General features: G+C 50.0%; 24 protein-coding genes and 1 tRNA gene. 8 read left to right on the top strand and 17 right to left on the bottom strand.

Going from position 1 to position 25,100, the window contains the following annotated elements:
• Positions 1-86: 86 nt before the first annotated feature.
• From FEK66_RS12470 to cydA, 12 genes are all read right to left on the bottom strand, one after another.
• A tRNA-Lys gene (locus FEK66_RS12470) sits at positions 87-162 on the bottom strand.
• Positions 163-326: 164 nt separating this feature from the next.
• A complete protein-coding gene (gene cpoB / locus FEK66_RS12465) occupies positions 327-1,115 on the bottom strand; it encodes a cell division protein CpoB (RefSeq protein WP_130209908.1) in 789 nt (262 codons plus the stop codon).
• 9 nt (positions 1,116-1,124) lie between these two features.
• Positions 1,125-1,646, bottom strand: coding sequence for a peptidoglycan-associated lipoprotein Pal (pal, locus tag FEK66_RS12460; protein ID WP_001295306.1), 522 nt, complete (start codon positions 1,644-1,646; stop codon positions 1,125-1,127).
• Positions 1,647-1,680: 34 nt separating this feature from the next.
• A complete protein-coding gene (gene tolB / locus FEK66_RS12455) occupies positions 1,681-2,973 on the bottom strand; it encodes a Tol-Pal system beta propeller repeat protein TolB (RefSeq protein WP_010352214.1) in 1,293 nt (430 codons plus the stop codon).
• Positions 2,974-3,105: 132 nt separating this feature from the next.
• Positions 3,106-4,398: a cell envelope integrity protein TolA gene (tolA, locus tag FEK66_RS12450; RefSeq protein WP_135493571.1), complete on the bottom strand. Its 1,293-nt coding sequence runs from the start codon at positions 4,396-4,398 to the stop codon at positions 3,106-3,108.
• A gap of 63 nt (positions 4,399-4,461) precedes the next feature.
• The gene (gene tolR / locus FEK66_RS12445) at positions 4,462-4,890 is read right to left on the bottom strand and encodes a colicin uptake protein TolR (RefSeq protein WP_000090097.1); all 429 of its coding nucleotides are present in this window, start codon (positions 4,888-4,890) and stop codon (positions 4,462-4,464) included.
• Positions 4,891-4,893: 3 nt separating this feature from the next.
• Entirely contained in the window at positions 4,894-5,586 is a 693-nt protein-coding gene (gene tolQ / locus FEK66_RS12440) for a Tol-Pal system protein TolQ (RefSeq protein WP_000131310.1), read from the bottom strand.
• Positions 5,583-5,987, bottom strand: a complete 405-nt coding sequence (gene ybgC / locus FEK66_RS12435; RefSeq protein WP_001098372.1) for a tol-pal system-associated acyl-CoA thioesterase — start codon at positions 5,985-5,987, stop codon at positions 5,583-5,585. The genes tolQ and ybgC overlap by 4 nt, the downstream gene beginning before the upstream one ends.
• A 149-nt stretch (positions 5,988-6,136) precedes the next feature.
• Positions 6,137-6,430: a cyd operon protein YbgE gene (gene ybgE, locus FEK66_RS12430; RefSeq protein ID WP_063096546.1), complete on the bottom strand. Its 294-nt coding sequence runs from the start codon at positions 6,428-6,430 to the stop codon at positions 6,137-6,139.
• Positions 6,430-6,543, bottom strand: coding sequence for a cytochrome bd-I oxidase subunit CydX (gene cydX, locus FEK66_RS12425; protein ID WP_000270283.1), 114 nt, complete (start codon positions 6,541-6,543; stop codon positions 6,430-6,432). Before cydX ends, ybgE begins: the two co-directional genes overlap by 1 nt.
• A gap of 14 nt (positions 6,544-6,557) precedes the next feature.
• On the bottom strand, positions 6,558-7,697 hold the full coding sequence (gene cydB, locus FEK66_RS12420) for a cytochrome d ubiquinol oxidase subunit II (protein WP_000568264.1): 1,140 nt from the start codon (positions 7,695-7,697) through the stop codon (positions 6,558-6,560).
• 15 nt (positions 7,698-7,712) lie between these two features.
• Entirely contained in the window at positions 7,713-9,281 is a 1,569-nt protein-coding gene (gene cydA / locus FEK66_RS12415; protein ID WP_010331061.1) for a cytochrome ubiquinol oxidase subunit I, read from the bottom strand.
• A 1,379-nt stretch (positions 9,282-10,660) separates the two neighbouring features.
• On the opposite strand from cydA, the gene glmS reads away from it, so the two are divergent.
• From glmS to cobO, 8 genes are all read left to right on the top strand, one after another.
• Positions 10,661-11,110, top strand: a complete 450-nt coding sequence (gene glmS / locus FEK66_RS12410; RefSeq protein WP_138211469.1) for a methylaspartate mutase subunit S — start codon at positions 10,661-10,663, stop codon at positions 11,108-11,110.
• Positions 11,110-12,498, top strand: a complete 1,389-nt coding sequence (gene glmL, locus FEK66_RS12405; protein ID WP_135493570.1) for a methylaspartate mutase accessory protein GlmL — start codon at positions 11,110-11,112, stop codon at positions 12,496-12,498. Before glmS ends, glmL begins: the two co-directional genes overlap by 1 nt.
• A gap of 18 nt (positions 12,499-12,516) precedes the next feature.
• On the top strand, positions 12,517-13,962 hold the full coding sequence (locus FEK66_RS12400; protein ID WP_135493569.1) for a methylaspartate mutase subunit E: 1,446 nt from the start codon (positions 12,517-12,519) through the stop codon (positions 13,960-13,962).
• On the top strand, positions 13,962-15,203 hold the full coding sequence (locus tag FEK66_RS12395; protein ID WP_135493568.1) for a methylaspartate ammonia-lyase: 1,242 nt from the start codon (positions 13,962-13,964) through the stop codon (positions 15,201-15,203). Before FEK66_RS12400 ends, FEK66_RS12395 begins: the two co-directional genes overlap by 1 nt.
• A gap of 3 nt (positions 15,204-15,206) precedes the next feature.
• Positions 15,207-16,577, top strand: a complete 1,371-nt coding sequence (locus FEK66_RS12390; RefSeq protein WP_130222233.1) for an acyclic terpene utilization AtuA family protein — start codon at positions 15,207-15,209, stop codon at positions 16,575-16,577.
• Positions 16,574-16,891 carry a DUF4387 domain-containing protein gene (locus tag FEK66_RS12385; protein WP_130209894.1) on the top strand — a complete coding sequence of 106 codons (318 nt, stop codon included), beginning with the start codon at positions 16,574-16,576 and terminating at the stop codon, positions 16,889-16,891. The genes FEK66_RS12390 and FEK66_RS12385 overlap by 4 nt, the downstream gene beginning before the upstream one ends.
• A 265-nt stretch (positions 16,892-17,156) precedes the next feature.
• Complete coding sequence (locus tag FEK66_RS12380; protein ID WP_135493567.1) at positions 17,157-18,809, top strand: class I fumarate hydratase; 1,653 nt, start codon at positions 17,157-17,159, stop codon at positions 18,807-18,809.
• Positions 18,810-18,818: 9 nt separating this feature from the next.
• A complete protein-coding gene (gene cobO, locus FEK66_RS12375; protein ID WP_135493566.1) occupies positions 18,819-19,421 on the top strand; it encodes a cob(I)yrinic acid a,c-diamide adenosyltransferase in 603 nt (200 codons plus the stop codon).
• Between the two features lie 33 nt (positions 19,422-19,454).
• On the opposite strand, the gene FEK66_RS12370 is transcribed toward cobO, so the two are convergent.
• The 5 genes from FEK66_RS12370 to FEK66_RS12350 all read right to left on the bottom strand — a co-directional run bounded on the left by FEK66_RS12370 (position 19,455) and on the right by FEK66_RS12350 (position 25,091).
• Positions 19,455-20,360, bottom strand: coding sequence for a LysR family transcriptional regulator (locus tag FEK66_RS12370; RefSeq protein ID WP_131161673.1), 906 nt, complete (start codon positions 20,358-20,360; stop codon positions 19,455-19,457).
• Positions 20,361-20,630: 270 nt separating this feature from the next.
• Positions 20,631-22,301: an aromatic amino acid ammonia-lyase gene (locus FEK66_RS12365; RefSeq protein ID WP_135493565.1), complete on the bottom strand. Its 1,671-nt coding sequence runs from the start codon at positions 22,299-22,301 to the stop codon at positions 20,631-20,633.
• A 50-nt stretch (positions 22,302-22,351) separates the two neighbouring features.
• Positions 22,352-23,302, bottom strand: coding sequence for a formimidoylglutamase (hutG, locus tag FEK66_RS12360; protein WP_135493564.1), 951 nt, complete (start codon positions 23,300-23,302; stop codon positions 22,352-22,354).
• Entirely contained in the window at positions 23,302-24,513 is a 1,212-nt protein-coding gene (hutI, locus tag FEK66_RS12355; RefSeq protein WP_131161670.1) for an imidazolonepropionase, read from the bottom strand. The genes hutG and hutI overlap by 1 nt, the downstream gene beginning before the upstream one ends.
• Positions 24,510-25,091 (bottom strand): HutD family protein, encoded by a 582-nt coding sequence (locus FEK66_RS12350; RefSeq protein ID WP_240782889.1) that lies wholly within the window; start codon positions 25,089-25,091, stop codon positions 24,510-24,512. The genes hutI and FEK66_RS12350 overlap by 4 nt, the downstream gene beginning before the upstream one ends.
• Positions 25,092-25,100: the final 9 nt, after the last annotated feature.

Raw genomic sequence — 25,100 nt, 5'->3', positions numbered from 1 at the left:
GGATGACTCGACTTCGTCTCGCCCTTCGGGCCGTTGCTGACGCAACGTTATCCTTCACGTTTTACTACCGCTTCCACCTTAGCGATTGGTGGGTCGTGCAGGATTCGAACCTGCGACCAATTGATTAAAAGTCAACTGCTCTACCAACTGAGCTAACGACCCACTTTTTCGTTGCTTTCGGTTTGTTTGATATCCCGTGGCAACGGCGGCATATATTACTGATTTCAGACTTGAGCGCAACAAAAATTTCGATGTAGATCACTCAACTGCTTATGAATCGCACGACACGACCAGAAATAATGCGACTTCTGGTCGCGTGTTATGCATTACATGGCGTTCAGACGTTTTTGCGCCTGTTTAGCACCATCAGTACCAGGGTATTTACTGATAACCTGCTGGTACACGGCTTTTGCTTTCGCGGTGTCACCTTTGTCCTGCATGATGACGCCAACTTTAAACATCGCATCTGCAGCCTTCGGTGACTTCGGATAGTTTTTCACTACCGAAGCAAAATAGTACGCCGCATCATCTTTCTTACCCTTGTTGTAGTTTAACTGACCCAGCCAATAATTAGCGTTGGGCAGGTAAGTTGAATCAGGATAATTTTTGATGAAATTCTGAAATGCCACCATCGCGTCATCCTGGCGGGATTTATCCTGTACCAGCGCAATAGCTGCATTGTAATCAGTGTTTGCATCGCCGCTTTTCACCGGCGCACCAGCATTCGCAGTACCTGCATCAGCTGTTGGCGTCGTTGCCGCCGCTCCGCTTTGATCGCCGCCGGCTGATTGTGCCGCTGCACCACCGCTGCTAAGGCTATCGATCTGCAACAAGATCTGCTTCTGCCGCTCCACGACCTGATTCAATTGATACTGATTTTCCTGAATTTGACCACGCAGGGAATCAATATCGGACTGATTATCAGAGAGTTGCTGCTGGAGTTGGGTCAAAAGCTGGCTGTGAGCATTTGAAATACGCTCAAGTTGAGTGACGCGGTCTTCGACCGAGCCTGAGCCGACACTACTGATTGGTGCCTGAGCAAAAGCGGCCCAGGGGGCCGCTATACCAACCAGTAACGACAGACTCAATAGTTGATGTCTGAAGTTACTGCTCATGCAATTCTCTTAGTAAACCAGTACCGCACGACGGTTTTTGGAGTATGCCGCTTCGTCATGACCCAGTACTGCAGGTTTTTCTTTACCGTAAGAAACGATGGAGATCTGGTCTGCAGAAACGCCTTTACCCTGCAGGTACATCTTAACGGCGTTCGCACGACGTTCACCCAGGGAGATGTTGTATTCCGGAGTACCACGTTCGTCCGCGTGACCTTCTACGGTGACTTTGTAAGACGGGTTGCTACGCAGGAAGTTTGCGTGTGCATCCAGCATTTGAGCGAAGTCAGAACGGATATCGTATTTGTCCAGATCGAAGTAAACGATGTTGTTCTGCTGCAGCTGTTGCATTTGCAGACGAGCCTGCTCTTCGGAAGACATGTTGCCATTTCCGCCGTTCGCATCCATGCCAGTGCCGGCACCCAGCATGCCTTCGCTGCCGTCATTGCTGGCGTTCTTGTTGGAAGAACATGCCGCAATTGCCATAACAGGCAGAGCAATCATCAGCCCTTTCAGCACTTTGTTCAGTTGCATTTCAATGATTCCTTTACTATTCAATTAATTATTATCACAGATACGGCGACCAGGCAGGAAATTTGACCTGTCCATCAGTTGCCGGAAGACGCGCTTTGAAACGCCCATCTGTAGAAACCAAATTCAGCACGGATCCCATCCCCTGAGAAGAGCTGTAGATTACCATAGTGCCGTTAGGTGCCAGACTTGGCGTTTCATCCAGGAACGTTGAGGACAGAACTTGTACGCCTCCCGTTACCAGATCTTGTTTGGCAATGTGCTGCTGCCCACCATTGGAGCTAACCATTACCATAAATTTACCGTCGCTGCTGACATCCGCATCCTGGTTCTGCGAACCTTCCCAGGTAATACGTTGCGGCGCACCGCCGTTGATATTCACTTTATAAACCTGCGGACGACCGGCCTGGTCAGAGGTGAAGGCCAGGTTTTGACTGTCCGGGAACCAGGTCGGTTCGGTGTTGTTGCTGCGACCATCTGTCACCTGACGGATTTGACCAGAGGCTAAATCCATTACGTACAGATTCAGGCTACCAGTTTTCGACAGAGCAAAAGCCAGTTTGCTGCCGTCCGGCGAGAATGCAGGCGCACCGTTGTGACGCGGGAAGGAAGCAACCTGACGCACTGCACCGTTAGCCAGCGTCTGGATTACCAGCGCGGAACGACCGCTTTCGAAGGTAACATATGCCAGTTTAGAACCGTCCGGTGACCACGCCGGAGACATCAGCGGCTGCGGAGAACGGTGAACCACAAACTGGTTGTAGCCATCATAGTCAGACACGCGCAACTCATACGGGAACTGGCCACCATTGGTCTGAACAACATAGGCAATACGGGTACGGAACGCACCTTTAATGCCGGTCAGTTTTTCAAACACTTCATCACTGGCGGTATGGCCAGCGTAACGCAGCCATTGTTTGTTTACTTTGTATGAGTTCTGAGCAAGCACAGTACCCGGTGCACCGCCGGTATCAACCAGCTGATAAGCAACATTGTAAGAACCGTCCGGATTCGGAGTGACTTGACCTACAACGACAGCGTCAATGCCCAGCGCAGACCATGCAGCAGGTTGAACTTCCTGCGCGCTACCTGGCTGTTGAGGCAGACGAGCGCGATCTAACGGATTAAATTTACCGCTGTTACGCAAGTCAGCAGCAACGATGCCGCCAATATCTTCAGGTGCCGCACCTGGACCCGCCCACTGGAATGGAACGACACCAATAGGACGACCGGAATCTACACCACTGTCGATCACAATGCGGACTTCAGCATGCAGAACTGACGCCCACAGTATGAGAAAACCAAATGCTACTCGTAATGCCTGCTTCATCATATCTCCCTTATCTGGACAGATAGCCCACGATAATTTAGCAGAATGTTAACAAACTCAAATACACAAAACTACCAGAACCCTGCGACAACCGATGTCTGATGTTGACCGCCGTGACGACCAACATCGCGATTACGGTTTGAAGTCCAATGGTGCGTTCTTGAACACTTCATATACTGCCTGGCTTGGTGGTTTCGGGATCTTCGCAAGTTTAGCTGCTGCCAACGCAGCCTGACAAAGAGCGGGATCGCCACCTTCAGGTTTGATATCCAGTAACATGCCATCCGGTGCCAGCTTTATGCGCAGCGTACAGGTTTTACCTGTATAGGACGATGCATCATAGAACTTACTTTCGATAGCAGATTTAATCTGCCCGGCATAGTTATTGATATCTGCGCCTGATGCGCCATTGTTTTTAGTATTACCACTCCCGGCAGGCGAAGCATTGTTCCCTTTCGCCCCTCCCCCCGTTTTCGGTGCATTCTTACCAGAGCTTAGCTCACCGAAAATATCATCTGCCTCCGCGGCAGCTTTTGCTGCAGCCGCTTTTTCAGCTGCTGCTTTTTCAGCTGCTGCTTTTGCCGCTGCGGCTTTTTTGTCTGCGGCGGCTTTTTCTGCCGCTGCTTTCTTATCAGCTGCTGCCTTTTCAGCAGCCGCTTTTTCTGCTGCTTTTTTGTCGGCTGCAGCTTTTTCAGCGGCGGCTTTCTTATCTGCAGCCGCCTTTTCAGCAGCCGCTTTCTGCTCAGCTTCGGCCTTCGCTTTTTCAGCAGCTTCAGTTGCCGCTTTCTTTCTTGCTTCAGCTGCAGCAGCTTCTGCCGCTTCCGCTTTCTTCTTCAGCGCCGCTGCAGCTTTGGCGGCTTCGGCCTCGGCTTTTTTCTGCGCTTCGGCTGCGGCTTTGGCGGCTTCTGCTTCTGCTTTTTTCTTCGCGTCCGCAGCCGCTTTCTTCGCTGCTTCTTCGGCAGCTTTGGCTTCCGCTTCAGCCTTCGCTTTAGCATCTGCCGCCGCTTTCGCTGCTGCCTCTTCCGCTTGCTTCTGCTTTAACTCGGCCTGTTTAGCGGCTTCTTCAGCCTGTTTCTTCTGTTCCTGAGCAGCTAACCGTTCTTTCTCAAGCTGCTTCAGGCGTTCCTGTTCAGCCGCTTGTTTCTCACGCAGTTCTTCAGCAGCCTGCTGTTCCTTCATCTTGCGCTGCTCTTCAGAACGCTTCGCGCTTGATTCCTGGCTTTGCATACGTTTGTACTGCTCAACTACCGCACCTGAATCAACCATTACAGCATCGATGGACGAACCACCGCCGCCTCCGGCTGAAGCTTCTATATTCTCATCGAACGAACTCCAGATCAGCGCTGCAAATAAGATGACATGCAGCACTGCTGAAATAATTATCGCCCGTTTGAGCTTGTCGTTTTGTTCGGTTGCCTTTGACACTCTCGGTTCCCAAAAACTGTTCGCCTGTTACCCGCTCTCTTAAAGCAAGGGAAACGCAGATGCTTAAATAGGCTGCGTCATTAAACCAACCGATTTCACACCCGCACTGTGTAACAAGTTCAGCGCTTTAATTATTTCATCGTAAGGCACATCTTTTGCGCCACCGATCAGAAAGACCGTTTTCGGGTTGGCCTTGAAACGGCTGGATACTTCCGCCACCACCTGCTCTGGTGGTAAACGCTCCAGACGATCTTTCTCAACCACCACGGTGTACTGACCAATACCAGACACTTCAACAATCACAGGCGGATTATCGTTACTGCTCACCGCCTGTGATTCAGTAGCGTCTGGCAGATCGACCTCCACGCTCTGGGTGATGATGGGCGCTGTCGCCATAAAGATCAGCAACAGCACCAGCAGTACGTCCAGCAACGGTACAATGTTGATTTCGGACTTGAGATCGCGACGACCTCGTCCACGCGCTCTGGCCATGGCTTACCCCTTGTTGCTCTCGCTAACGGTAAACGCCTGGCGGTGCAGAATGGCGGTGAACTCTTCCATAAAGTTGTCGTAGTTCAGCTCCAGTTTGTTGACGCGCTGGTTCAGACGGTTGTAAGCCATAACCGCAGGGATTGCGGCAAACAGACCGATAGCCGTGGCGATCAACGCTTCTGCGATACCCGGTGCAACCATTTGCAGCGTCGCCTGTTTCACCGCGCCGAGCGCGATAAAGGCGTGCATGATCCCCCAGACTGTACCGAACAGACCGATATACGGGCTGATGGAACCTACCGTACCGAGAAACGGAATGTGCGTTTCCAGATTTTCCAGCTCACGGTTCATGGAAATACGCATCGCGCGCGACGCGCCTTCCACTACGGCTTCCGGTGCATGGCTGTTAGCACGATGCAGGCGCACAAATTCTTTGAACCCACTGTAAAAGATTTGTTCCGACCCCGAGAGATTATCTCGTTTTCCCTGGCTCTCCTGATAGAGGCGAGAAAGTTCGATTCCAGACCAGAATTTATCCTCAAACGCTTCGGCTTCGCGAGCCGCGGCGTTAAGAATACGGGTCCGCTGGATAATAATGGCCCAGGATGCGATTGAAAAACCAATCAAAATCAACATGATAAGTTTAACCAGAAGGCTCGCCTTCAGGAACAAATCAAGGATATTCATGTCAGTCACTGCTTAAACTCCGCGACAATAGACTTGGGAAGCGCACGAGGCTTCATTTTGAGTGGGTCAACGCAAACAATCAGAACCTCAGCTTCATTCAGCAGAGTATTCTCAGCGTTGACAATACGTTGCGTGAAAACCAAAGAGGTGCCACGCATTGATGTTATTTCAGTCTGTATTTCGAGCATATCGTCGAGCCGCGCAGGCGCGTAATATTCCACCGTCATCTTACGCACCACGAAGGCAACGCGTTCAGCCATCAGAGCCTGTTGACTGAAGTGATGATGACGCAGCATCTCTGTGCGTGCTCTTTCATAAAAAGCGATGTAACTGGCGTGGTACACCACACCACCGGCATCGGTATCTTCATAGTAGACGCGAACCGGCCATCGAAACAGCGTTGTATTCACTTTACATCCCAGTAATGCAACAAAAATTAGAACTTTTAAACGCTGCTACTATACGCGCGCGATTGAGGTTTGGGAATGAGGGCAAGTTAAGGGAGCGTAAAAATTTATGGACTGTTGAAGGTCCATAAATTTTTAAAGAGAATTCTGATTTAAAAGAAGAAGAAAATCAGCCCGACAATGAGAACGATATCGGCAAGCAGTGGGCAAAAAATCCCTTGCCAGAGAACCTTCTGCGGACGAAAACCCACGCCGTGAATTACGCCTGCACAGACGGCCCACATCAGCAATAAACCATGCCAGATTTCCAGTTCACTGGTCTTCGCGGCAAAACGTGATGGGTCCCAAAACATACATCCTGCTAACAGAAGCGCCATCACGAAGGAAAGCGCCCGCAGGGGGCGCTTGTCCATTACCGCATACAAAGTTGCGATAACCTTACTCATCAGCTGTCTTCTTGACCGGCTTTACCTGATTCGACGTGCTCAAGCGCCAGCGCGGTGATTACCCCAAACGAACAGGCAAGAAGCGTTCCCAGAATCCATGCGAAATACCACATTTTTAGCTCCTTACTTAGTACAGAGAGTGGGTGTTACGTTCAATATCTTCTTTGGTGATACGTCCGAACATTTTCCAGTAACACCAGGCGGTGTAGAGCAGAATGATCGGAACCAGAACCACCGCAACCCAGGTCATGACGTTAAGCGTCAGCTGGCTGGAAGTTGCATCCCACATTGTCAGACTTGCATTCATCATGGTGCTGGACGGCATTACAAACGGGAACATTGCAATACCGGCAGTCAGGATGATGCAGGCCAGCGTCAGGGAGGAGAACACAAACGCCCACGCGGCTTTATCCATACGTGCAGTCAGGATGGTCAGCAGCGGCAGAACCACACCCAGCGCCGGAATAGCCCACAGAATCGGCGTGTTGTTGAAGTTCACCAACCATGCGCCAGCTTCACGAACCACTTCTTTATTCAGCGGGTTAGAGGCAGCGTAATGGTCCATTGTCGATTTCACGACATAACCATCGATACCGTACATCACCCATACACCCGCCAGTGCGAAGCAGACCAGCGTCACCAGTGCCGCTACCTGTGCCGTTGCACGGGTACGCAGGTGCAGTTCGCCCACGGTACGCATCTGCAGATAGGTTGCGCCCTGGGTAATGATCATCCCTACGCTTACCACACCTGCCAGCAGGCCGAATGGGTTAAGCAGCTGGAAGAAGTTACCGGTGTAGTACAGACGCAGATATTCATCAACGTTAAACGGTACGCCCTGCAACAGGTTACCGAACGCCACACCAATCACTAGCGGCGGAACGAAGCTACCAATGAAGATGCCCCAGTCCCACATGTTACGCCAGCGGGTTTCTTCAATCTTGGAGCGGTAATCAAAACCGACCGGACGGAAGAACAGAGACGCCAGCACAAGGATCATCGCCACATAGAAGCCGGAGAACGCAGCGGCATAGACCATCGGCCAGGCAGCAAACAGTGCGCCGCCTGCGGTGATAAGCCAAACCTGGTTACCGTCCCAGTGTGGTGCGATGGAGTTAATCATAATTCGACGCTCGGTGTCGTTACGACCGAGGAAACGGGTGAGCATGCCCACCCCCATGTCGAAACCGTCAGTGACTGCAAAACCAATCAGCAGAATGCCAACCAGCAGCCACCAGATAAAACGCAATACTTCATAATCGATCATTTGACGACTCCTGTCTTAGCGTGCCGGCTGAGTAGTCGTGGAGGACTGCTCAAAGTGATAGCGACCGGTTTTCAGGCTGCTTGGGCCGAGGCGTGCAAACTTGAACATTAAGAACAATTCTGCCACCAGGAACAGGGTATACAGGCCGCAAATCAGCACCATCGAGAAGATGAGATCGCCTGCGGTCAGTGACGAGTTCGCCACAGCTGTCGGCAGCACTTCACCGATAGCCCACGGTTGGCGGCCATATTCAGCCACGAACCAGCCCGCTTCTACAGCAATCCACGGCAGCGGAATACCGTACAGCGCGGCGCGCAGCAGCCATTTTTTCTCGCCAATGCGGTTGCGGATGACACTCCAGAAGGAGAGCGCAATGATTGCCAGCAGCAGGAAGCCACACGCCACCATGATACGGAACGCGAAGTACAGCGGCGCTACACGCGGAATGGAGTCTTTGGTTGCTTGTTGAATCTGAGCTTCAGTCGCATCAGCCACGTTCGGCGTATAGCGTTTCAGCAGCAGACCGTAACCGAGGTCTTTCTTCATGCTATTGAACTGGTCACGAACCGCCTGGTCGGTAGAACCAGAACGCAGTTGTTCGAGCAGAGAGTACGCTTTCATCCCGTTACGGATGCGTTCTTCATGCTGAACCATCAGCTCTTTCAGGCCGATCACTGGCGTATCCACGGAACGCGTTGCAATGATACCCAGCGCGTAAGGGATCTGAATCGCAAATTTGTTCGTCTGCTCATCCTGATCAGGAATACCGAACAGAGTAAAGGCAGCAGGCGCAGGTTGAGTTTCCCACTCGGCTTCAATTGCAGCCAGTTTGGTTTTCTGCACGTCGCCCATTTCGTAACCGGATTCATCACCCAGAACAATAACAGACAGAACGGCAGCCATACCGAAGCTTGCAGCGATAGCAAAGGAGCGTTTAGCGAAGGCGAAGTCACGGCCTTTCAGCATATACCATGCGCTGATACCGAGGATGAACATCGCGCCAGTCACATAACCAGAGGCTACAGTGTGAACGAATTTCACCTGAGCAACCGGGTTAAGCACCAGTTCGGAGAAGCTCACCATCTCCATACGCATGGTTTCGAAATTGAAATCGGACGCGATTGGGTTTTGCATCCAGCCGTTCGCAACCAGAATCCACAGTGCGGACAGGTTTGAACCGAGCGCCACCAGCCAGGTGACACACATATGCTGAACTTTACCCAGACGATCCCAACCGAAGAAGAACAGACCTACAAAGGTGGATTCGAGGAAGAAGGCCATCAGACCTTCGATTGCCAGCGGCGCACCGAAGATATCCCCTACATAGTGGGAATAGTAAGACCAGTTAGTCCCGAACTGGAACTCCATGGTCAGACCGGTTGCCACACCCAGAGCAAAGTTGATACCAAACAACTTGCCCCAGAACTTGGTCATATCTTTATAAATCTGTTTGCCGGAAAGGACGTAGACCGTTTCCATAATGGCCAGCAGGAACGCCATACCGAGCGTCAGCGGCACAAAAAGGAAGTGGTACATCGCGGTCAAGGCAAACTGTAAGCGCGACAGTTCGACTATATCTAACATCATGACTCCTTGCTCATCGCATGAAGACTCCGAGAGTGAACCCCGTTAGAAAGGGTCACACGCATGCCCCAATACAAAATTATTTGCTCGCCCCTATCGTTGCCATTTCATCAAAAGAGGAAAGACAATGATAAAAAAGTTACAAATATGTTAATGAATAAACCAAATTGATCCCGTAATTATATTACGCCGCAAAATCCTTACAATAAACAGGTTTTTATTGAGCAAATTTGCATTTTTCGACAGTGATCAATTTATAGTGAAATTGTCACCATCCCACCAATTTGATCTACGACAATTTATCGCGTTTTGCAGATTTTTTTCAAGAATTAAAAATTGATTTATATCAAAATCAACCAGATATGTTAACCATGTATAATCTATAGATCATTGGTAATTTTATTGTTAATTTATTGTAACCAAATAGCGCAGTAAAATTACCACTATGGAAATGCATAGATAAAAAACCAGTATTTTATTTAACAGAACCGCCTTACCCACTTTTTATAAGACTAATTGGTTAGATTAGCCAATTTGTTGTCATTTTACATAACATATTTTTATCAAAGTTAATTGATTGTTGTCTTTATGAGCACCAACCTTTACCCCGGAATGTTATTGTTGCTTTGCTAATAATCACATTGAAGGATGGATTTGTAGAATTCAGGAAGAAGGGAAAGAGAGCTTTTAAGCTAAATTACATCTGATATAAGTATTTTTCCCCTTTTTATATTCAATGAACGGCTCAGTGCCCCAACATCAAACAACATGAGATTCAATAACTAAGTTTATCCTGTGTTGGTATATGTAAATTATTTTTATTAACCCAGCAGCAAGACGAGACAATGAAACGGTATTATATCTGGACGTTATTGAACACCAGCCCACTCTAAGTAATACGTTCCACTGCTCAAGAATAATCATTTGAGTAGAAGTGATTAATTAGGTCCAATGAATAGCACAACCCCAAATGAGTTATTAACCATTTGTTACTTTAAACATTACCGTTACAATTCCATGTTAAGACGGCAGTAAATTGCATTAATAATGCGCACCAAACTTTATGAACTACTTTTATAACCAGTCCCCTCTTAAAAAATGCAAATCAGATGTTGATCACAAATATATCAATACATTAAATCAATATAATTTGAAAAATTAAAATCAATAACAACCATACACGTAACCCATTGAAATAACCGTCATATTTAAAGCAATTACATAAACAAGCATTTTTCGAAAGATATTTTGAAAATAGATCAATTGCAACCAGACGACAGGACACAGACACTCCAGTGTTATTAATCATGTGCCACAGAAACGGCCATAAATACGACGTGTGTAACTTATTTTACTCTCTGTCTTACAAAGGATTACCCATGAAGAAAGCAATACTAGTGCTTGGCGTTATTGGTGCCGACTGCCATGCAGTTGGCAATAAAGTTCTGGATCGCGTTTTTACTTCTCATGACTTCAGAGTCATAAACCTGGGCGTAATGGTCAGCCAGGATGAATATATTGATGCTGCCATTGAAACTGGCGCTGACGCGATAGTGGTTTCCTCTATCTATGGGCATGGGGATATCGACTGTCTGGGTATGCGTGAACGCTGCATCGAACGTGGGCTGGGCGACATTCTGCTCTATGTAGGCGGTAACCTGGTGGTGGGTAAACATGACTTCGCTAACGTGGAAATCAAATTCAAAGAGATGGGTTTTGACCGCGTCTTCGCCCCCAGCCATGACTTAGAAGATGTCTGCCAGCTGATGTCCAACGATATCAACCAGCGTCATGGTGTTGAAACACGTATTTTCGAAGAGGCCATCTGATGCAAATCGTCTCTGTCGATATTGGATCGACGTGGACCAAAGCTGCCCTCTTTACCCGGGAGGGGGACGCGTTAACGCTGGTTAACCACGTTCTGACCCCAACCACCACGCATCATCTGGCCGATGGTTTTTTCTCAAGCCTGAATCAGGTGTTAAACGTAGATAACGCCCTCCCCCTGTTAAAAAGCGGCGAAGTCGCATTGAAGTACTCTTCTTCAGCCAAAGGTGGACTGGCGGTTGCCGCAATGGGATTAGTGCCTTCTATTACCCTGGAATCCGCGAAAGTAACCGCTCACTCTGCTGGCGCTAAAATTGCGCAGCATTACTCCTACAAGCTGAACCGCCGTGATATTCAGGCGCTGGAAGAGTCACCACCCGATATCCTCTTATTCACTGGCGGCACCGACGGCGGAGAAGAGAGTTACGGGCTAAATAACGCCCGTGTGCTGGCGGAATCAAAACTCGATTGCGCCATTATTTATGCCGGAAACAGGGACATTCAGGACAATATACAGGACATCCTCGGGCATAAAGATCTGACCATCGTCGATAACGTCCTGCCTGACCTTGAAAATCCCTCCCCTTTCGCCGCGCGACAGGCCATCTGCGACATTTTCCTCAAACGCATTGTTAAAGGAAAAGGACTGGATGTCATTGTTGATGAAACGGGCGAAGAGCCAATGCCAACGCCGTGGACAGTTTTTGAACTGGTTAAGGCAATCAGTAATGTCGATATCAGTTGGAAAGAGTTCATGCTGATCGACATGGGCGGCGCAACCACCGATATGTATTCTGCCTGTGCCAATAATCTCTCACCCGACACCGTTTTACACGGCGTACCGGAACCCTTCGTAAAACGGACCGTTGAAGGCGATCTGGGAATGCGCGTCTCAGCAATGGTGGTTGGTGAAAGCGCAAAAGACTTAGTTAATGTGATCTTTTCTCAGCACCCCACGCAGCAGGACGCTTTTTATCATTATCTCCGTCATTTGGTTGCACATCCCGACCATTTACCCACTAACGCAGAAGAAAAATATTTCGATACTGTGCTGGCCGGACTGTGCGTAAGTTACGCCACTGAACGTCATGCCGGCACCAAAAAAGAAGTCTGCACCTGCGTCGGCAATGTCGATTTACAGATGGGACGCGACCTGACCACCGTGCGCAAAGTCGTTGGTTCCGGTGGATGGCTGTCGCGCGCCAGCCAGTTTGATATTCATCGTTGGTTGAAATACCGCGAGTTAAACGACGACGGCAAACGCATTCTCTTACCGACCGAATTTGAATATTACCGCGATTCACGGGGGCTATTTCCACTGCTGGCAAACGTCGCCAGAGTCGATCCGCAGGCCGCCGCGCGTACCAGTATTCAATGCTTAACCCTATAACAATTAAGGTAGCAATCAATGGAACTTCGAAATAAGAAATTAACCCATGACGAATTCATGACCGAGCGGCAACAGGTACTGAAAACCTGGGAAACTGGCAAGGATGTTGAAAACTTCGAAGATGGCGTTAAATATCAACAAACTATTCCTGATCACAAACGCTTCTCCCTTGCCCTACTGAAAGCAGACCTGGAAGGTAAAACGCTTAGCCAACCGCGCGCAGGCGTGGCGTTGATGGACGAGCACATCGAACTACTGAAAACACTGCAAGATGAGTGCGATTTGCTGCCGAGCACCATCGATGCCTATACCCGTCTGAATCGTTACGAAGAAGCCGCGGTAGGGATTAAAAAATCCATCGAAGCCGGAACCTCTAAACTGAACGGTTTACCGGTGGTTAACCACGGCGTCGCAGCATGCCGTCGTCTGACCGAAACCTTGCAAAAACCGCTACAGATCCGCCATGGCACACCAGATGCGCGGCTGCTGGCTGAAATCTCAATGGCCAGCGGCTTCACCAGCTATGAAGGCGGCGGCATTTCCTACAATATTCCGTATGCCAAACGCGTAACGCTGGAAAAATCGATCCGCGACTGGCAGTACTGCGACCGTTTAATGGGGCTGTATGAAGAGCACGGAATTCGCATCAACCGCGAACCGTTTGGCCCGCTTACAGGTACCTTGATTCCACCGTTTATCTCGCACTCTATTGCGATAATCGAAGGCTTGCTGGCACTGGAACAGGGCGTGAAATCTATCACCGTCGGTTATGGTCAGGTCGGAAGCCTGACGCAAGATATTGCGGCGATCCAGTCTCTGCGGGAACTCGCTCACGAATACTTCCAGAATCATGGCTATGCAGAGTACGAATTAAGTACGGTGTTCCACCAGTGGATGGGCGGTTTTCCGGAAGACGAGTCAAAAGCGTTCGCGATTATCTCCTGGGGCGCGGCGGTTGCTGGAATGTCGGGCGCGACCAAAGTCATCACCAAGAGTCCGCATGAAGCCTGGGGCATCCCTACCGCTGCCGCCAACGTGCAGGGACTGAAAGCCTCCCGCCAAATGCTCAATATGGTTAGCGATCAGAAATTCCCACCGTGTCCTGCGGTGGAACTGGAAGCTGAGCTGATTAAGAGTGAAGTTCGCGCCGTGCTGAATAAAGTGTTCGAACTGGGGAATGGGGATATCGCGCGCGGTACGGTGCTGGCATTTGAAGCGGGCGTACTGGATGTGCCGTTTGCGCCAGCCGCCTGCAACGCGGGCAAAATTCTTCCGGTTCGCGACAACACTGGCGCGATACGCGTGCTGGAAGCCGGCGCCGTTCCGTTGCCAAAAGACATTCTCGACCTTCACCACGATTACGTTGCTGAACGCGCACGCTTTGAAGGACGCCAACCGACATTCCAGATGGTTGTTGATGACATCAATGCTGTATCCCACAGTAAATTAATAGGAAGACCATAATGAAAATAAAACAGGCCCTGTTCACCGCTGGCTACTCCTCATTCTATTTCGATGACCAGCAGGCGATAAAAAACGGAGCGGGCCACGACGGATTTTTTTATACCGGGGAGCCGGTTACGTCTGGATTTAGCGCAGTACGTCAGGCTGGGGAGTGCGTTTCAGTTCAGTTGATTCTGGAAAATGGCGCGGTCGCGGTTGGTGACTGTGCTGCGGTACAGTACTCCGGGGCAGGCGGTCGCGATCCGCTGTTCCTCGCCGAGCATTTTATTCCGTTCCTTAATGACCATATCAAACCGTTACTGGAAGGCCGCGATGTGGATGCGTTTGTGCCGAACGCCCGTTTTTTCGACAAGCTGCGTATTGACGGCAACTTGCTGCATACCGCCGTGCGCTATGGATTATCGCAGGCGCTACTTGACGCTACCGCGCTGGCAACGGGCCGTCTGAAAACTGAAGTAGTTTGCGATGAATGGCAGTTACCGCGCGTGGCGAAATCCATTCCTTTATTTGGTCAGAGCGGCGACGATCGGTATATCGCCGTCGATAAGATGATCCTTAAAGGGAGCGACGTACTGCCCCATGCGCTGATTAATAACGTCGAAGAGAAGCTGGGCTTTAAGGGCGAAAAACTGCGCGAATATATCCGCTGGCTGTCAGATCGCATTCTGAGCAAACGCACCAGCGCTCGCTACCACCCTACGCTGCACATCGATGTATACGGCACCATCGGTCTGATCTTCGACATGGATCCCGTTCGCTGCGCGCAATACATCGCCAGCCTGGAAGAAGAAACACAAGGTCTGCTGCTGTACATTGAAGGCCCGGTCGATGCCGGTAACAAACCTGACCAAATTCGCCTGTTGACTGCCATCACCAAAGAGCTGACGCGCCTCGGTTCCGGCGTGAAAATTGTCGCCGACGAATGGTGTAACACCTACCAGGATATCGTTGATTTCACTGATGCAGCCAGTTGCCACATGGTGCAAATCAAAACGCCTGATCTGGGCAGTATTCACAACATCGTCGATGCGGTTCTGTACTGCAACAGCCACGGAATGGAAGCCTATCAGGGTGGCACCTGTAACGAAACCGATGTCAGCGCCCGAACTTGTGTCCACGTAGCTCTTGCCGCGCGTCCCATGCGGATGCTGGTAAAACCGGGGATGGGGTTTGACGAGGGCCTCGACATCGTGTTCAACGAAATGAATCGTACTATCGCGCTGATGCTGGCTAAGGATTAACAGATGGCTCGTTCTTTTAAAGTCTTATCACCTACTGCGATCCTCGGTTACGGCTTCCCTGAAGAGAGCTTCCGCAAAGCGATGGCGGAATCTCCCGACCTGATCGCCGTTGATGCCGGTTCTTCCGATCCTGGCCCGCACTATCTGGGGGCGGGTAAGCCCTTTACCGACCGCGCGGGAGTTAAACGCGATCTACGCTATATGATCACCGCTGGCGTGCAAAATAATATTCCAGTGGTGATCGGGACGGCAGGTGGTTCTGGCGCAGCCCCGCATTTGGAGTGGTGTCGTCAAATTATTCACGAGATTGCGCAAGAGGAAAAACTTTCGTTTTCGATGGCGCTGATCCCGGCGGACGTTGACAAAGCCATCGTCCACCAGGCACTGGATAACGGCAAAATCACGGCGCTGGATTTTGTCCCGCCGTTAACGCACGACGCGATTGACGAAAGTACCTATATCGTCGCGCAAATGGGCATCGAGCCCTTCCAGCGGGCGCTGAAAGAAGGCGCACAGGTGGTGCTGGGCGGCCGGGCTTATGATCCGGCCTGCTTTGCAGCGCTACCCATCATGCAAGGCTTTGACGAAGGGCTGGCGCTGCACTGTGGGAAAATTCTCGAATGTGCAGCAATTGCCGCGACACCAGGCTCCGGCTCTGACTGTGCGATGGGCATCATCGACGATAATGGCTTCACGCTGAAGACGTTCAATCCGCAGCGTAAATTCACCGAAACATCCGCAGCCGCGCATACGCTGTATGAGAAATCGGACCCGTACTTCCTGCCGGGACCAGGTGGTGTTCTGAATCTGAAAGGCTGCACCTTCAAAGCCGTGAACGACGGTGAAGTTTATGTCAGCGGTTCTAAGCATGAAGAAACGCCATATGCCCTGAAACTGGAAGGTGCGCGGCAGGTGGGCTTCCGCTGCCTGACCATCGCAGGCACTCGCGACCCAATAATGATCGCCGGGATCGACAAAATCATTGAAGATGTCAAAGCCAGCGTAACGCGCAACCTGTCGCTGACCGATGACAGCATTCGAATGACATTCCACCTGTACGGTAAAAATGGTGTCATGGGCGACCACGAGCCCATGGAAACTGCCGGACATGAACTGGGGATCGTCCTGGATGTGGTCGCGCCGACGCAAGAAATCGCCAACAGTGTTTGTTCACTGGTGCGCTCCACTATGCTGCACTACGGTTATGAAAATCGCATCGCCACTGCGGGCAACCTGGCGTTCCCGTTCTCCCCTTCTGATATCCAGAGCGGACCCGTATACGAGTTTTCTATCTATCACCTGATTGAAGCCAACGACGCACTGCGGTTTGATTTCCATATTGAACAGGTGACGCCAGAAGGAGTTCAGGCATGAAACAGTCAATTGTCTCACTGGCGCAAGTCATTCGTTCAAAAAATGCCGGACCCTACGAACTGGTTTTAGACATTTTATTTAAAACGAAAGAAAACTATGAGCGAGTTAAATCATCAGGGCAATTAACTCCAGAGCTGATTGCGCGCTTATATCATGTTGAACCTAACTTTATTCATCGTATTGTCTGGTTTGATCCTTCTAATGCAGTAAAAATCGTCATGCCACGAGATATTATCTCCGGGAATGTAGGCGATAATGATGTTTATGGTGCGCAGCAGCACGCACCTTTATTAAGCATTCATTTTGATATTTAATACTGTTTAGATTATCAACCCCATAAATGTACCTGCACAGATTCCTTTATGTCAGGTACATTTATCTAAACATATCAATAAAATAGATTACAAAGCACGCCAGCATTTTCACAGCTGGAATAACTGGTGGCCTACGTTCCCCTAAAAACCATACAACCATCACTCGTAATTAAACAAAAAATACTTAAGTCAATACCGAATCTCTGCTGGAAAAACGACCTGCCTTATCATTCGGTAAAAAATAACCACAATGTGAGAACACATCATGTCCAAACCATTTATCTGGCAAGAACCGTTTTTACAATATAAAGACGCAACGGAATATAAATTAATCAGCGATCAATATATTACAGTAACGGAAATAGACGGCGAAGAAGTGATAAAAGTCGCTCCGGAAGCATTAACGTTGCTTGCCCGGGAGGCATTTTATGAAGCCTCTTTTTTCTTACGTCCCGTTCACCTGCAACAAGTCGCCAGCATTCTGAACGATCCGCAGGCCAGCAGTAATGACAGATATGTGGCCTTGCAGCTACTGCGCAATGCCGAAGTCTCAGCAAAAGGGATATTACCCAACTGCCAGGACACCGGCACCGCCACCATTGTCGCCAGTAAAGGGCAACACTTCTGGACCGGAGGTAATGACGCCGAAGCCTTAAGCAAAGGTATTTACATCACTTTCCAGGAAAATAATCTGCGCTTTTCACAAAATGCGCCACTGGATATGTATACCGAAGTCAATACACAAACCAATCTTCCGGCACAGATTGATATCAGCGCCGTCCCCGGCGACGAGTACCATTTTCTGTGTGTCAATAAAGGGGGTGGCTCCGCCAATAAAGCTGCGCTTTACCAGGAAACTAAATCTCTCCTGCAACCAGAAAAACTGACTGCGTTTTTAATCGAAAAAATGAAATCGCTGGGAACTGCCGCCTGTCCGCCCTACCACATCGCCTTTGTCGTCGGGGGACTTTCTGCCGATCAGGCGTTAAAAGTCGCCAAACTAGCGTCGACAAAATACTACGATAATCTGCCCACCAGCGGAAACGAGCAGGGACAAGCCTTCCGCGATGTTGAGCTGGAAAAAACCTTGCTCGACGCCAGCCAACAATTTGGTATTGGTGCTCAGTTTGGTGGCAAATATTTCGCTCATGATATTCGTGTTATTCGTCTACCGCGTCACGGCGGCTCCTGCCCAATCGCTATGGCGCTCTCCTGTTCCGCCGATCGTAATATTAAAGCCAAAATTAACAAGCACGGCATCTGGCTGGAAAAACTCGAACATAATCCGGGGCAATATATTCCAGCCTCAATGCGGGAAGACAATCACACGCATAACGTACAGATTGATCTAAATCGTCCATTGCGTGAGGTAATGCAGGATCTCGCCACCTTACCGATCGGCACCCGTGTGTCGTTAAGCGGCCCCATCGTGGTGGCGCGTGATATCGCCCACGCAAAAATAAAAGAACGACTGGATAACGGCGAACCGATGCCAGATTACCTGAAAAATCATATCGTCTATTACGCTGGCCCCGCGAAAACACCGGAAAATATGGCCTGTGGTTCTCTTGGGCCCACCACGGGCGGTCGAATGGACGGTTATGTCGACGCTTTCCAGGCGGCTGGCGGCAGTCTGGTAATGTTATCGAAAGGCAACCGCAGCCAGCAGGTTACCGATGCCTGTCACAAACATGGCGGCTTTAATCTGGGAAGTATCGGCGGTGCAGCGGCGTTACTGGCGCAAGAATATGTCAAAAGCCTGCATTGCCTGGAATATCCGGAGTTGGGCATGGAAGCAGTGTGGATGATGGAGGTTGAAAACTTGCCCGCGTTCATTCTGGTGGATGATAAAGGCAATAATTTCTTCAGCCAGTTTGAGCAGCAACACCACTGCGCCAATTGCCCCACTGGGCATTAAGGAAAGTGAATGGAAGCGCGGATCTCAACTGAACGGCATATTCAGCGCCAGCAGAAACTGAAACAACAGGTCGACACACGCATCGCGGCGGCGACGGAGAAAAAAGGAATATTGATTGTTTTCACTGGTAACGGAAAAGGAAAATCCACCGCCGCTTTTGGTACCGTGACGCGCGCCGTAGGTCATGGCAAAACGGTTGGCGTTGCGCAGTTCATCAAGGGACTGTGGGACAACGGCGAATATAACCTTCTCCATCCACTGGGCGTTGAATTTCATATTATGGGAACAGGTTTTACCTGGGAGACACAGAATCGGCAAGCGGATATCGACGCGGCGAAAGAGGTCTGGTCTGAATGCAAGCGAATGCTGGCTGATGAGCGTTACGATTTAGTGGTGCTCGATGAGCTGACCTACATGCTGGCTTACCATTATCTGGATACCGAAGAAGTGATCGCTTCGCTACAAAATCGCCCGGAGCAGCAAAACGTCATTGTCACCGGGCGCGGCTGCCATAGTGAGATAGTAAAAATGGCGGATACGGTAAGCGAAATCCGCCCCGTCAAACATGCTTTTGATAACGGTATTCAGGCACAGCCTGGTATCGACTGGTAATGACTGCGCCTGGCATCTCACCAGGCGCAGATTTTACATCTCCTCCGGTACGACCGATTTTGCCAGCAACCACTCACGAAAGAGTTGCAAGTGCGGATAATCAACCTTCTCTTCCCGCCACGTCATAATAAAGCGATTGCCGGTACGAATAGGCACATCACACGGAATCACCATGTCACCGCTATCTAAATCGTGTTGAATTGCAAACCGAGGCAGGAGCGCCACACCGAGATTAGATCGCACGGCGGCAATCAGCATTGAAAGTAAATCAAAACGTGGCCCGTTATTCACCAACGGACTACTCACACCAGACAATGCAAACCACTCTTCCCAACCAGTAATACGGGTGCTTTGATGCAGCAGTGGTAGCTCACTTAATAGCTCTGCAACAGACAGTTTTTGGTCAGGAAGTGAAAGTAAACTGCCGCTGCATACCGGCAGGATCTCTTCCTCAAAGAGATATTCTACCTCCGACCAGGGCGCACAAAAATTTTCGCGCATAATGACGGCATCGTATTCCCGATTAAGAAAATCCCCGTTATTAGCTAATGAGTGAATATTGACAATAATATCGGGATACAATTTATTGAACTCACGTAAATTGGGGATCAACCAGTGCGTGCTGAAAGTAGGATTGACAGCAAGCTCAATAACCTGAACCGTAGGCTGCCAGGTCATGATAGTATTTGTGTCACGTTCAAGCTTATTCAATGTTTCTTTAACAATGCCCAGATAATGCTTTCCGGCATCATTAAGAAATATTCTTTTTTTAGAATGCGCAAATAATGATATATGTAAAAAATCTTCCAGTGCGCTAACTTGCCTGAATACTGCGCTTTGGGTTAACGCTAACTCCTCTGCCGCTCTGGTATAACTTTCATGGCGTGCGACCACCTCAAAAGTTACCAACAGTTCCGTTTTGGGTATTTTTCCTCTCATAATGCCGTCCCTTAAAAATAGTTTAAACTATCAAAAAACCATTACTTATTACTAAGTAATGGCAACCAAAGCAGCAATAGATATTTTATAAAAATCATGATCGATATTTATAACCCAGCAAGCCCGGCGTGACAATTGTCTCAATCAGATAATAATAATCCGAAAAGCAAAACGCCCTTCGGATTATTATGATTCAAGTTAAGTGAAGATTATTAAATTGATAGCAATCATCATATCTATGGATATTATGATAAACAATCAACAAAAATTTTATTTTTGATTTATAGCATATCCTTCTAAGAATTTTTGCGAAGCTGCAATATCTGGGGTAAAGACCCGATCCTGGTCGACAAAAGGCACGACTTTTCTGTATTCGGTAAACATTGCTTTGGTGGATTTCCCTAATGCCAGTTGTGGAGCGGCCTGCAACCGTAAATCGAGAGCCTGTGCGGAATGCATCAGTTCAATGCCATAAATCACGTTCAGATTATCGACAACCTGTTTCAATCTTCTGGCTGCGTGGTCATTATTGGCGCCGGTATCTTCTATACCTCCGGCAACCGGTTGAATATCGAAAGAAACAGGATTGGCGAGATCGACGTTTTCTGCATGCAGCGCGACAAACGGAATATGCAGCGAACCGAAGCCGTGACCTTTATTACCGGGTGCCGACAGGAAGCGCGTTAAACCGGTAAAGTGCTCATCTTCCAGGTGCAGCGAGCGACGCATACTGTTATGCGAAACATGCACCAACGCCACGGTCAGACGCTGAGTGGCAAGCGCAACAGGTAACGATTCGAAATTCGCCGTCGGGAAGATCCCACCGCTGACTGCGCCATCTTTAACAAAATATTGCGCGACCTGACTGGAGTCCTGATACGCCTTGTCAGCATTCAGCACCGTTGCTGGGTTGTCATCGGAACTATTGATTTGTACGGTTATGACCTCTTCAGCATCATGCAAAGCGCGTACTGATTCAGCAATGGTATATACCGTAGTTCTGAACGATAACGGATCTTGCAATGCACGTTTGTCATCTTTATGCCATAAATATGAACCGTTTAACGCATCGCGAATCTCTTTTGCAGAGTCAGCCAACTGCGGGAAAGGACGCTCGGCAATTGACTGCGGCAGTACCGGTGCGACGTTACCATTCAACGCTTCCAGACTCATAGCGAAAACCACCGGGCTGACATTCAGCAACTGACGTGCCGAACGAACTGCTTCGATAGCGTAGGCTGTCCCGACGCTGTTGTTCGACAAAATCGCCAGCATATCTTTACCCTGCGGCACCAGTGGCTTAAGTCCCACTTTCGCCAGCGCGTCACCACCGCTCATTTGCACGCCATTGACTCGGGCTTTCCATTCCCCCATCATCACCAGACCAACGTGCGAAGCGAGCATAATATCCGCTGCGCCGATGCTTCCCCGCGCCGGAATTAACGGTGTAACGCCGCGATTAATAAATTCAGCATACAGTTCGGCAATATAAGGCTGCGCGCCGGTTTGCCCATGCAGCATGGTATTTAAACGTAATACCATTGAAAGGCGTGCCAGATAATCCGGTAACATCGGACCAACGCCCGCAGAATGGGCGCGCAGCGCGGCAGCATTAAATTTTTTCGACGCATCAATCACCTCAGGCGTTAAATTTCCTTTGGCATCAAATATCGGCTGGTCTTTATTTAGCCCCACGCCTACGGTTAAACCATAAACGGGTGTTCCAGAATGCGCGGCGGTCATCACCAGATCATAACTTTTTTCCATTCTGTCCAGAGCTTTCGCCGCGATTTTGACGTCGTTATCACCTAACGCAATTGACCAGGCCTGGTCAATTGAAAGATGTTCGCCATCCAGAGTAATGGTTGATTTCGCCATCGCGATGGAGCAAACGCTCCAGAGCACAACGGTGACAGTGACTCTTCGTATCAATCCTTTCATTGTGTTTCCTTATCATGATGAGTTTAACAACGGGTTACTGCGACAACGTCTTAATTTGTTTGATCTGTTTTCCCCCGCCGGACAATACTGGTCACCAGGCGAGCGGCAACTTTCGCCGTCAAATTATCGCGGTCCAGTTCCGGGTTAAGTTCAGCAATATCCGCAGCAATCAACTTCTCGCTATTGGCGATTAAATTCACAATGGCTTCAGTAATATTTAACGGCACGCCTAACGGTGATGGCGCAGAAACGCCGGGTGCCTGATAACCAGGCAAGACATCGAGACAGATGGCTAAATAAATGGCGTCACACGCCTGAATATCTGTCGAGAGCGCATTAACGATCTGCTGCAAACCACGTTCAAATTGCAGAGATTCATCCAGCCAATAACGCACGCCAAATTCATCAGCCCGATCAAATAACGCCTGGGTATTTGCAAAACGACTTATTCCCAGCACGCGATAATTAAACGGTTTGCCATGCTGCGCGTTCCACTCTTGCATCTGACGAAACGGCGTACCTGAATTGGCTTTTTCCGCCATCCGTAAATCAAAATGCGCGTCAAGGTTCACAATCAGTAACCGCCGAATATCAGGACGCGACTGCATAATCCCCTGAAATGTTCCCCACGCCACTTCATGACCGCCACCCAGAACCACCGGTAAACTGCCGCGCGCAATGGCTGTAGATACGTTGGCCGCCAGACGATTTTGTGCGGATTCCAGCGCGTGGTCCTCGCTTTGTACATCGCCCATATCGAAAATAGCGCCTTCACAGAGCACCGGCATATTGCCCAACATGCTGCGCAACGCGCCCGGTCCGCCTGCTGTACCCGCTCGCCCACCATTACGTTGCACCCCGTCATCAACGGCAAAACCAATCAGCGTACAACCGCCGTGGCTTTGTTCACTAAACGGTTGCACATGCTGATGCCAGCGAGTGCTGATGCCGGTTTCCTGCGAGTCAACACGCCCACTCCACAGCAAAAATGTTTGCTTCATTACCAACTCCTTTTTCCGCCGACAATCAGCCCCTGGCAAGGCTGATGCCCAAACCAGTAAGCCAGTTCACGTGGATGGTTAAGATCCCAGACCGCCATATCCGCCCGTAATCCCGGTGCAAGTTCACCCCGATCAATAAGTCCAAGTGCCTTTGCCGCATGACGCGTAACGCCCTGAACGGCTTCCAGCGGCGTCATGCGAAACAGCGTACAGGCCATATTGATCATCAATGGCAATGACATATTGGGAGACGTTCCGGGGTTATGGTCCGTGGAGATAGCAATCGGCACGCCCGCTGCCCGCAAAGCGGCAATCGGCGGCAGATGGGTTTCGCGCAGGAAGTAATAAGCACCGGGGAGCAGTACCGCCACCGTTCCAGCCATTTTCATGGCGGCGATCCCCGACTCGCTAAGATATTCCAGATGATCGCAGGAGAGTGCAGAAAACGCCGCCGCCAGCGCAGCGCCTTGCTGGTCAGAAAGCTGTTCGGCATGCAGTTTTACAGGCAATCCATAATGTTGCGCTTTACTGAAAACGCGCCGTACCTGGTCTGGGCTAAAGGCGATGTTTTCACAAAAAGCGTCAACCGCATCAATCAGCCCCTGTTCATGTAAGACGCCCATCCAGTCGCAAAGCGCCGTAATGTAATCATCACTGCGCCCGGCAAACTCTGGCGGCAAGCTGTGCGCCCCAAGAAACGTAGACTGAATACGTAATCCTGTAGATTCCTGCAAGCGGCGGATAACGCGCAAACAGCGCGCTTCATCTTCCAGCGTCAAGCCATAACCAGATTTTATTTCCAGCGTACTGACGCCTTCACGCAACCAGTTTTGTAGTCGCTGCGCCGCCAGTTCAAACAGTTGTGTTTCGCTGGCCGCACGCGTGGCATTGACGGTAGATAAGATCCCGCCGCCCGCTCTGGCGATATCTTCATAAGCCACGCCTTGCAGCCGCATCTCAAACTCATTCGCCCGCTGGCCGCCATACACCAGATGCGTATGGCAATCCACCAGACCGGGGGTCAGCAACTTACCCTGCAGGTCGTGTTCCTCTGTAATGTCCGCCATCAGTTCGCGAGGGATCTGCGTGGCCTTGCCAAGCCAGACAATAGTGTCGCCACGGCTGATTAATGCACCATTTTCAATCACTCCCCAGTCGTTAGCGGAAAGCGTCGCCAGCGTGGTATTTCGCCAGAGCGTTAATGCACTCATAAGGATTTTTCCCCTCGTAGATAATAAAGCCACCAGCCCGCCAGCTCACCGACGGAGACTTTTTTCCGTGGTACGAAACGCCAGGGCTTGCCATCAGTCGCAACCAGCCATAACAACATATTTGCCGCGACAAACACCCTTTTCTCGCCGCTTACCCACTCCCCTTCACACAGCGTGAACAGGCCCGCTTGCGCAAGTGATGGCGGAAGCCAGTCAACGGCACTTTGCACCCACAACATCCCCGTATCGCCTTCCCGCGCCATGACATTGAGATCGCGAACTGCACCGCCCAGCAGCTGGCAATCTGGCCTGGCTTCTCCAGGGAAAATTAAGGCAGGATCGTGACGTTGCAGGTTGATTATCGAATCGGCAAACGTCAGCCTCACCCCTTCCCCATCGAGAATGGCGAGGCCACGTACCACGCCAGGCCACGCCGAAAAAGGACCGTCCTGGCTGACATTGGCCATACTGATGCGTAACAGCCAGTTTTCATCATCAGGCCAGGCATGCAGTTGTCGCGTAAAACCCCCGCCGTTGCGCCACGGTTGCAAGGGCTTATCCATTGCAGATATCAGCATTGGTTCCAT

The sequence above is a fragment of the Escherichia sp. E1130 genome, from assembly GCF_005781065.1.
In the GTDB taxonomy this organism is placed as follows: domain Bacteria; phylum Pseudomonadota; class Gammaproteobacteria; order Enterobacterales; family Enterobacteriaceae; genus Escherichia.
This window is presented reverse-complemented; position numbering and strand designations above follow the sequence as displayed.

Coding starts and splice junctions, on each gene's coding strand:
- cpoB (WP_130209908.1), bottom strand. CDS start 1,115: ATGAGCAGTAACTTCAGACATCAACTATTGAGTCTGTCGTTACTGGTT.
- pal (WP_001295306.1), bottom strand. CDS start 1,646: ATGCAACTGAACAAAGTGCTGAAAGGGCTGATGATTGCTCTGCCTGTT.
- tolB (WP_010352214.1), bottom strand. CDS start 2,973: ATGAAGCAGGCATTACGAGTAGCATTTGGTTTTCTCATACTGTGGGCG.
- tolR (WP_000090097.1), bottom strand. CDS start 4,890: ATGGCCAGAGCGCGTGGACGAGGTCGTCGCGATCTCAAGTCCGAAATC.
- ybgE (WP_063096546.1), bottom strand. CDS start 6,430: ATGAGTAAGGTTATCGCAACTTTGTATGCGGTAATGGACAAGCGCCCC.
- cydX (WP_000270283.1), bottom strand. CDS start 6,543: ATGTGGTATTTCGCATGGATTCTGGGAACGCTTCTTGCCTGTTCGTTT.
- cydB (WP_000568264.1), bottom strand. CDS start 7,697: ATGATCGATTATGAAGTATTGCGTTTTATCTGGTGGCTGCTGGTTGGC.
- cydA (WP_010331061.1), bottom strand. CDS start 9,281: ATGTTAGATATAGTCGAACTGTCGCGCTTACAGTTTGCCTTGACCGCG.
- glmS (WP_138211469.1), top strand. CDS start 10,661: ATGAAGAAAGCAATACTAGTGCTTGGCGTTATTGGTGCCGACTGCCAT.
- glmL (WP_135493570.1), top strand. CDS start 11,110: ATGCAAATCGTCTCTGTCGATATTGGATCGACGTGGACCAAAGCTGCC.
- FEK66_RS12400 (WP_135493569.1), top strand. CDS start 12,517: ATGGAACTTCGAAATAAGAAATTAACCCATGACGAATTCATGACCGAG.
- FEK66_RS12395 (WP_135493568.1), top strand. CDS start 13,962: ATGAAAATAAAACAGGCCCTGTTCACCGCTGGCTACTCCTCATTCTAT.
- FEK66_RS12390 (WP_130222233.1), top strand. CDS start 15,207: ATGGCTCGTTCTTTTAAAGTCTTATCACCTACTGCGATCCTCGGTTAC.
- FEK66_RS12385 (WP_130209894.1), top strand. CDS start 16,574: ATGAAACAGTCAATTGTCTCACTGGCGCAAGTCATTCGTTCAAAAAAT.
- FEK66_RS12380 (WP_135493567.1), top strand. CDS start 17,157: ATGTCCAAACCATTTATCTGGCAAGAACCGTTTTTACAATATAAAGAC.
- cobO (WP_135493566.1), top strand. CDS start 18,819: ATGGAAGCGCGGATCTCAACTGAACGGCATATTCAGCGCCAGCAGAAA.
- FEK66_RS12370 (WP_131161673.1), bottom strand. CDS start 20,360: ATGAGAGGAAAAATACCCAAAACGGAACTGTTGGTAACTTTTGAGGTG.
- FEK66_RS12365 (WP_135493565.1), bottom strand. CDS start 22,301: ATGAAAGGATTGATACGAAGAGTCACTGTCACCGTTGTGCTCTGGAGC.
- hutG (WP_135493564.1), bottom strand. CDS start 23,302: ATGAAGCAAACATTTTTGCTGTGGAGTGGGCGTGTTGACTCGCAGGAA.
- hutI (WP_131161670.1), bottom strand. CDS start 24,513: ATGAGTGCATTAACGCTCTGGCGAAATACCACGCTGGCGACGCTTTCC.
- FEK66_RS12350 (WP_240782889.1), bottom strand. CDS start 25,091: ATGCTGATATCTGCAATGGATAAGCCCTTGCAACCGTGGCGCAACGGC.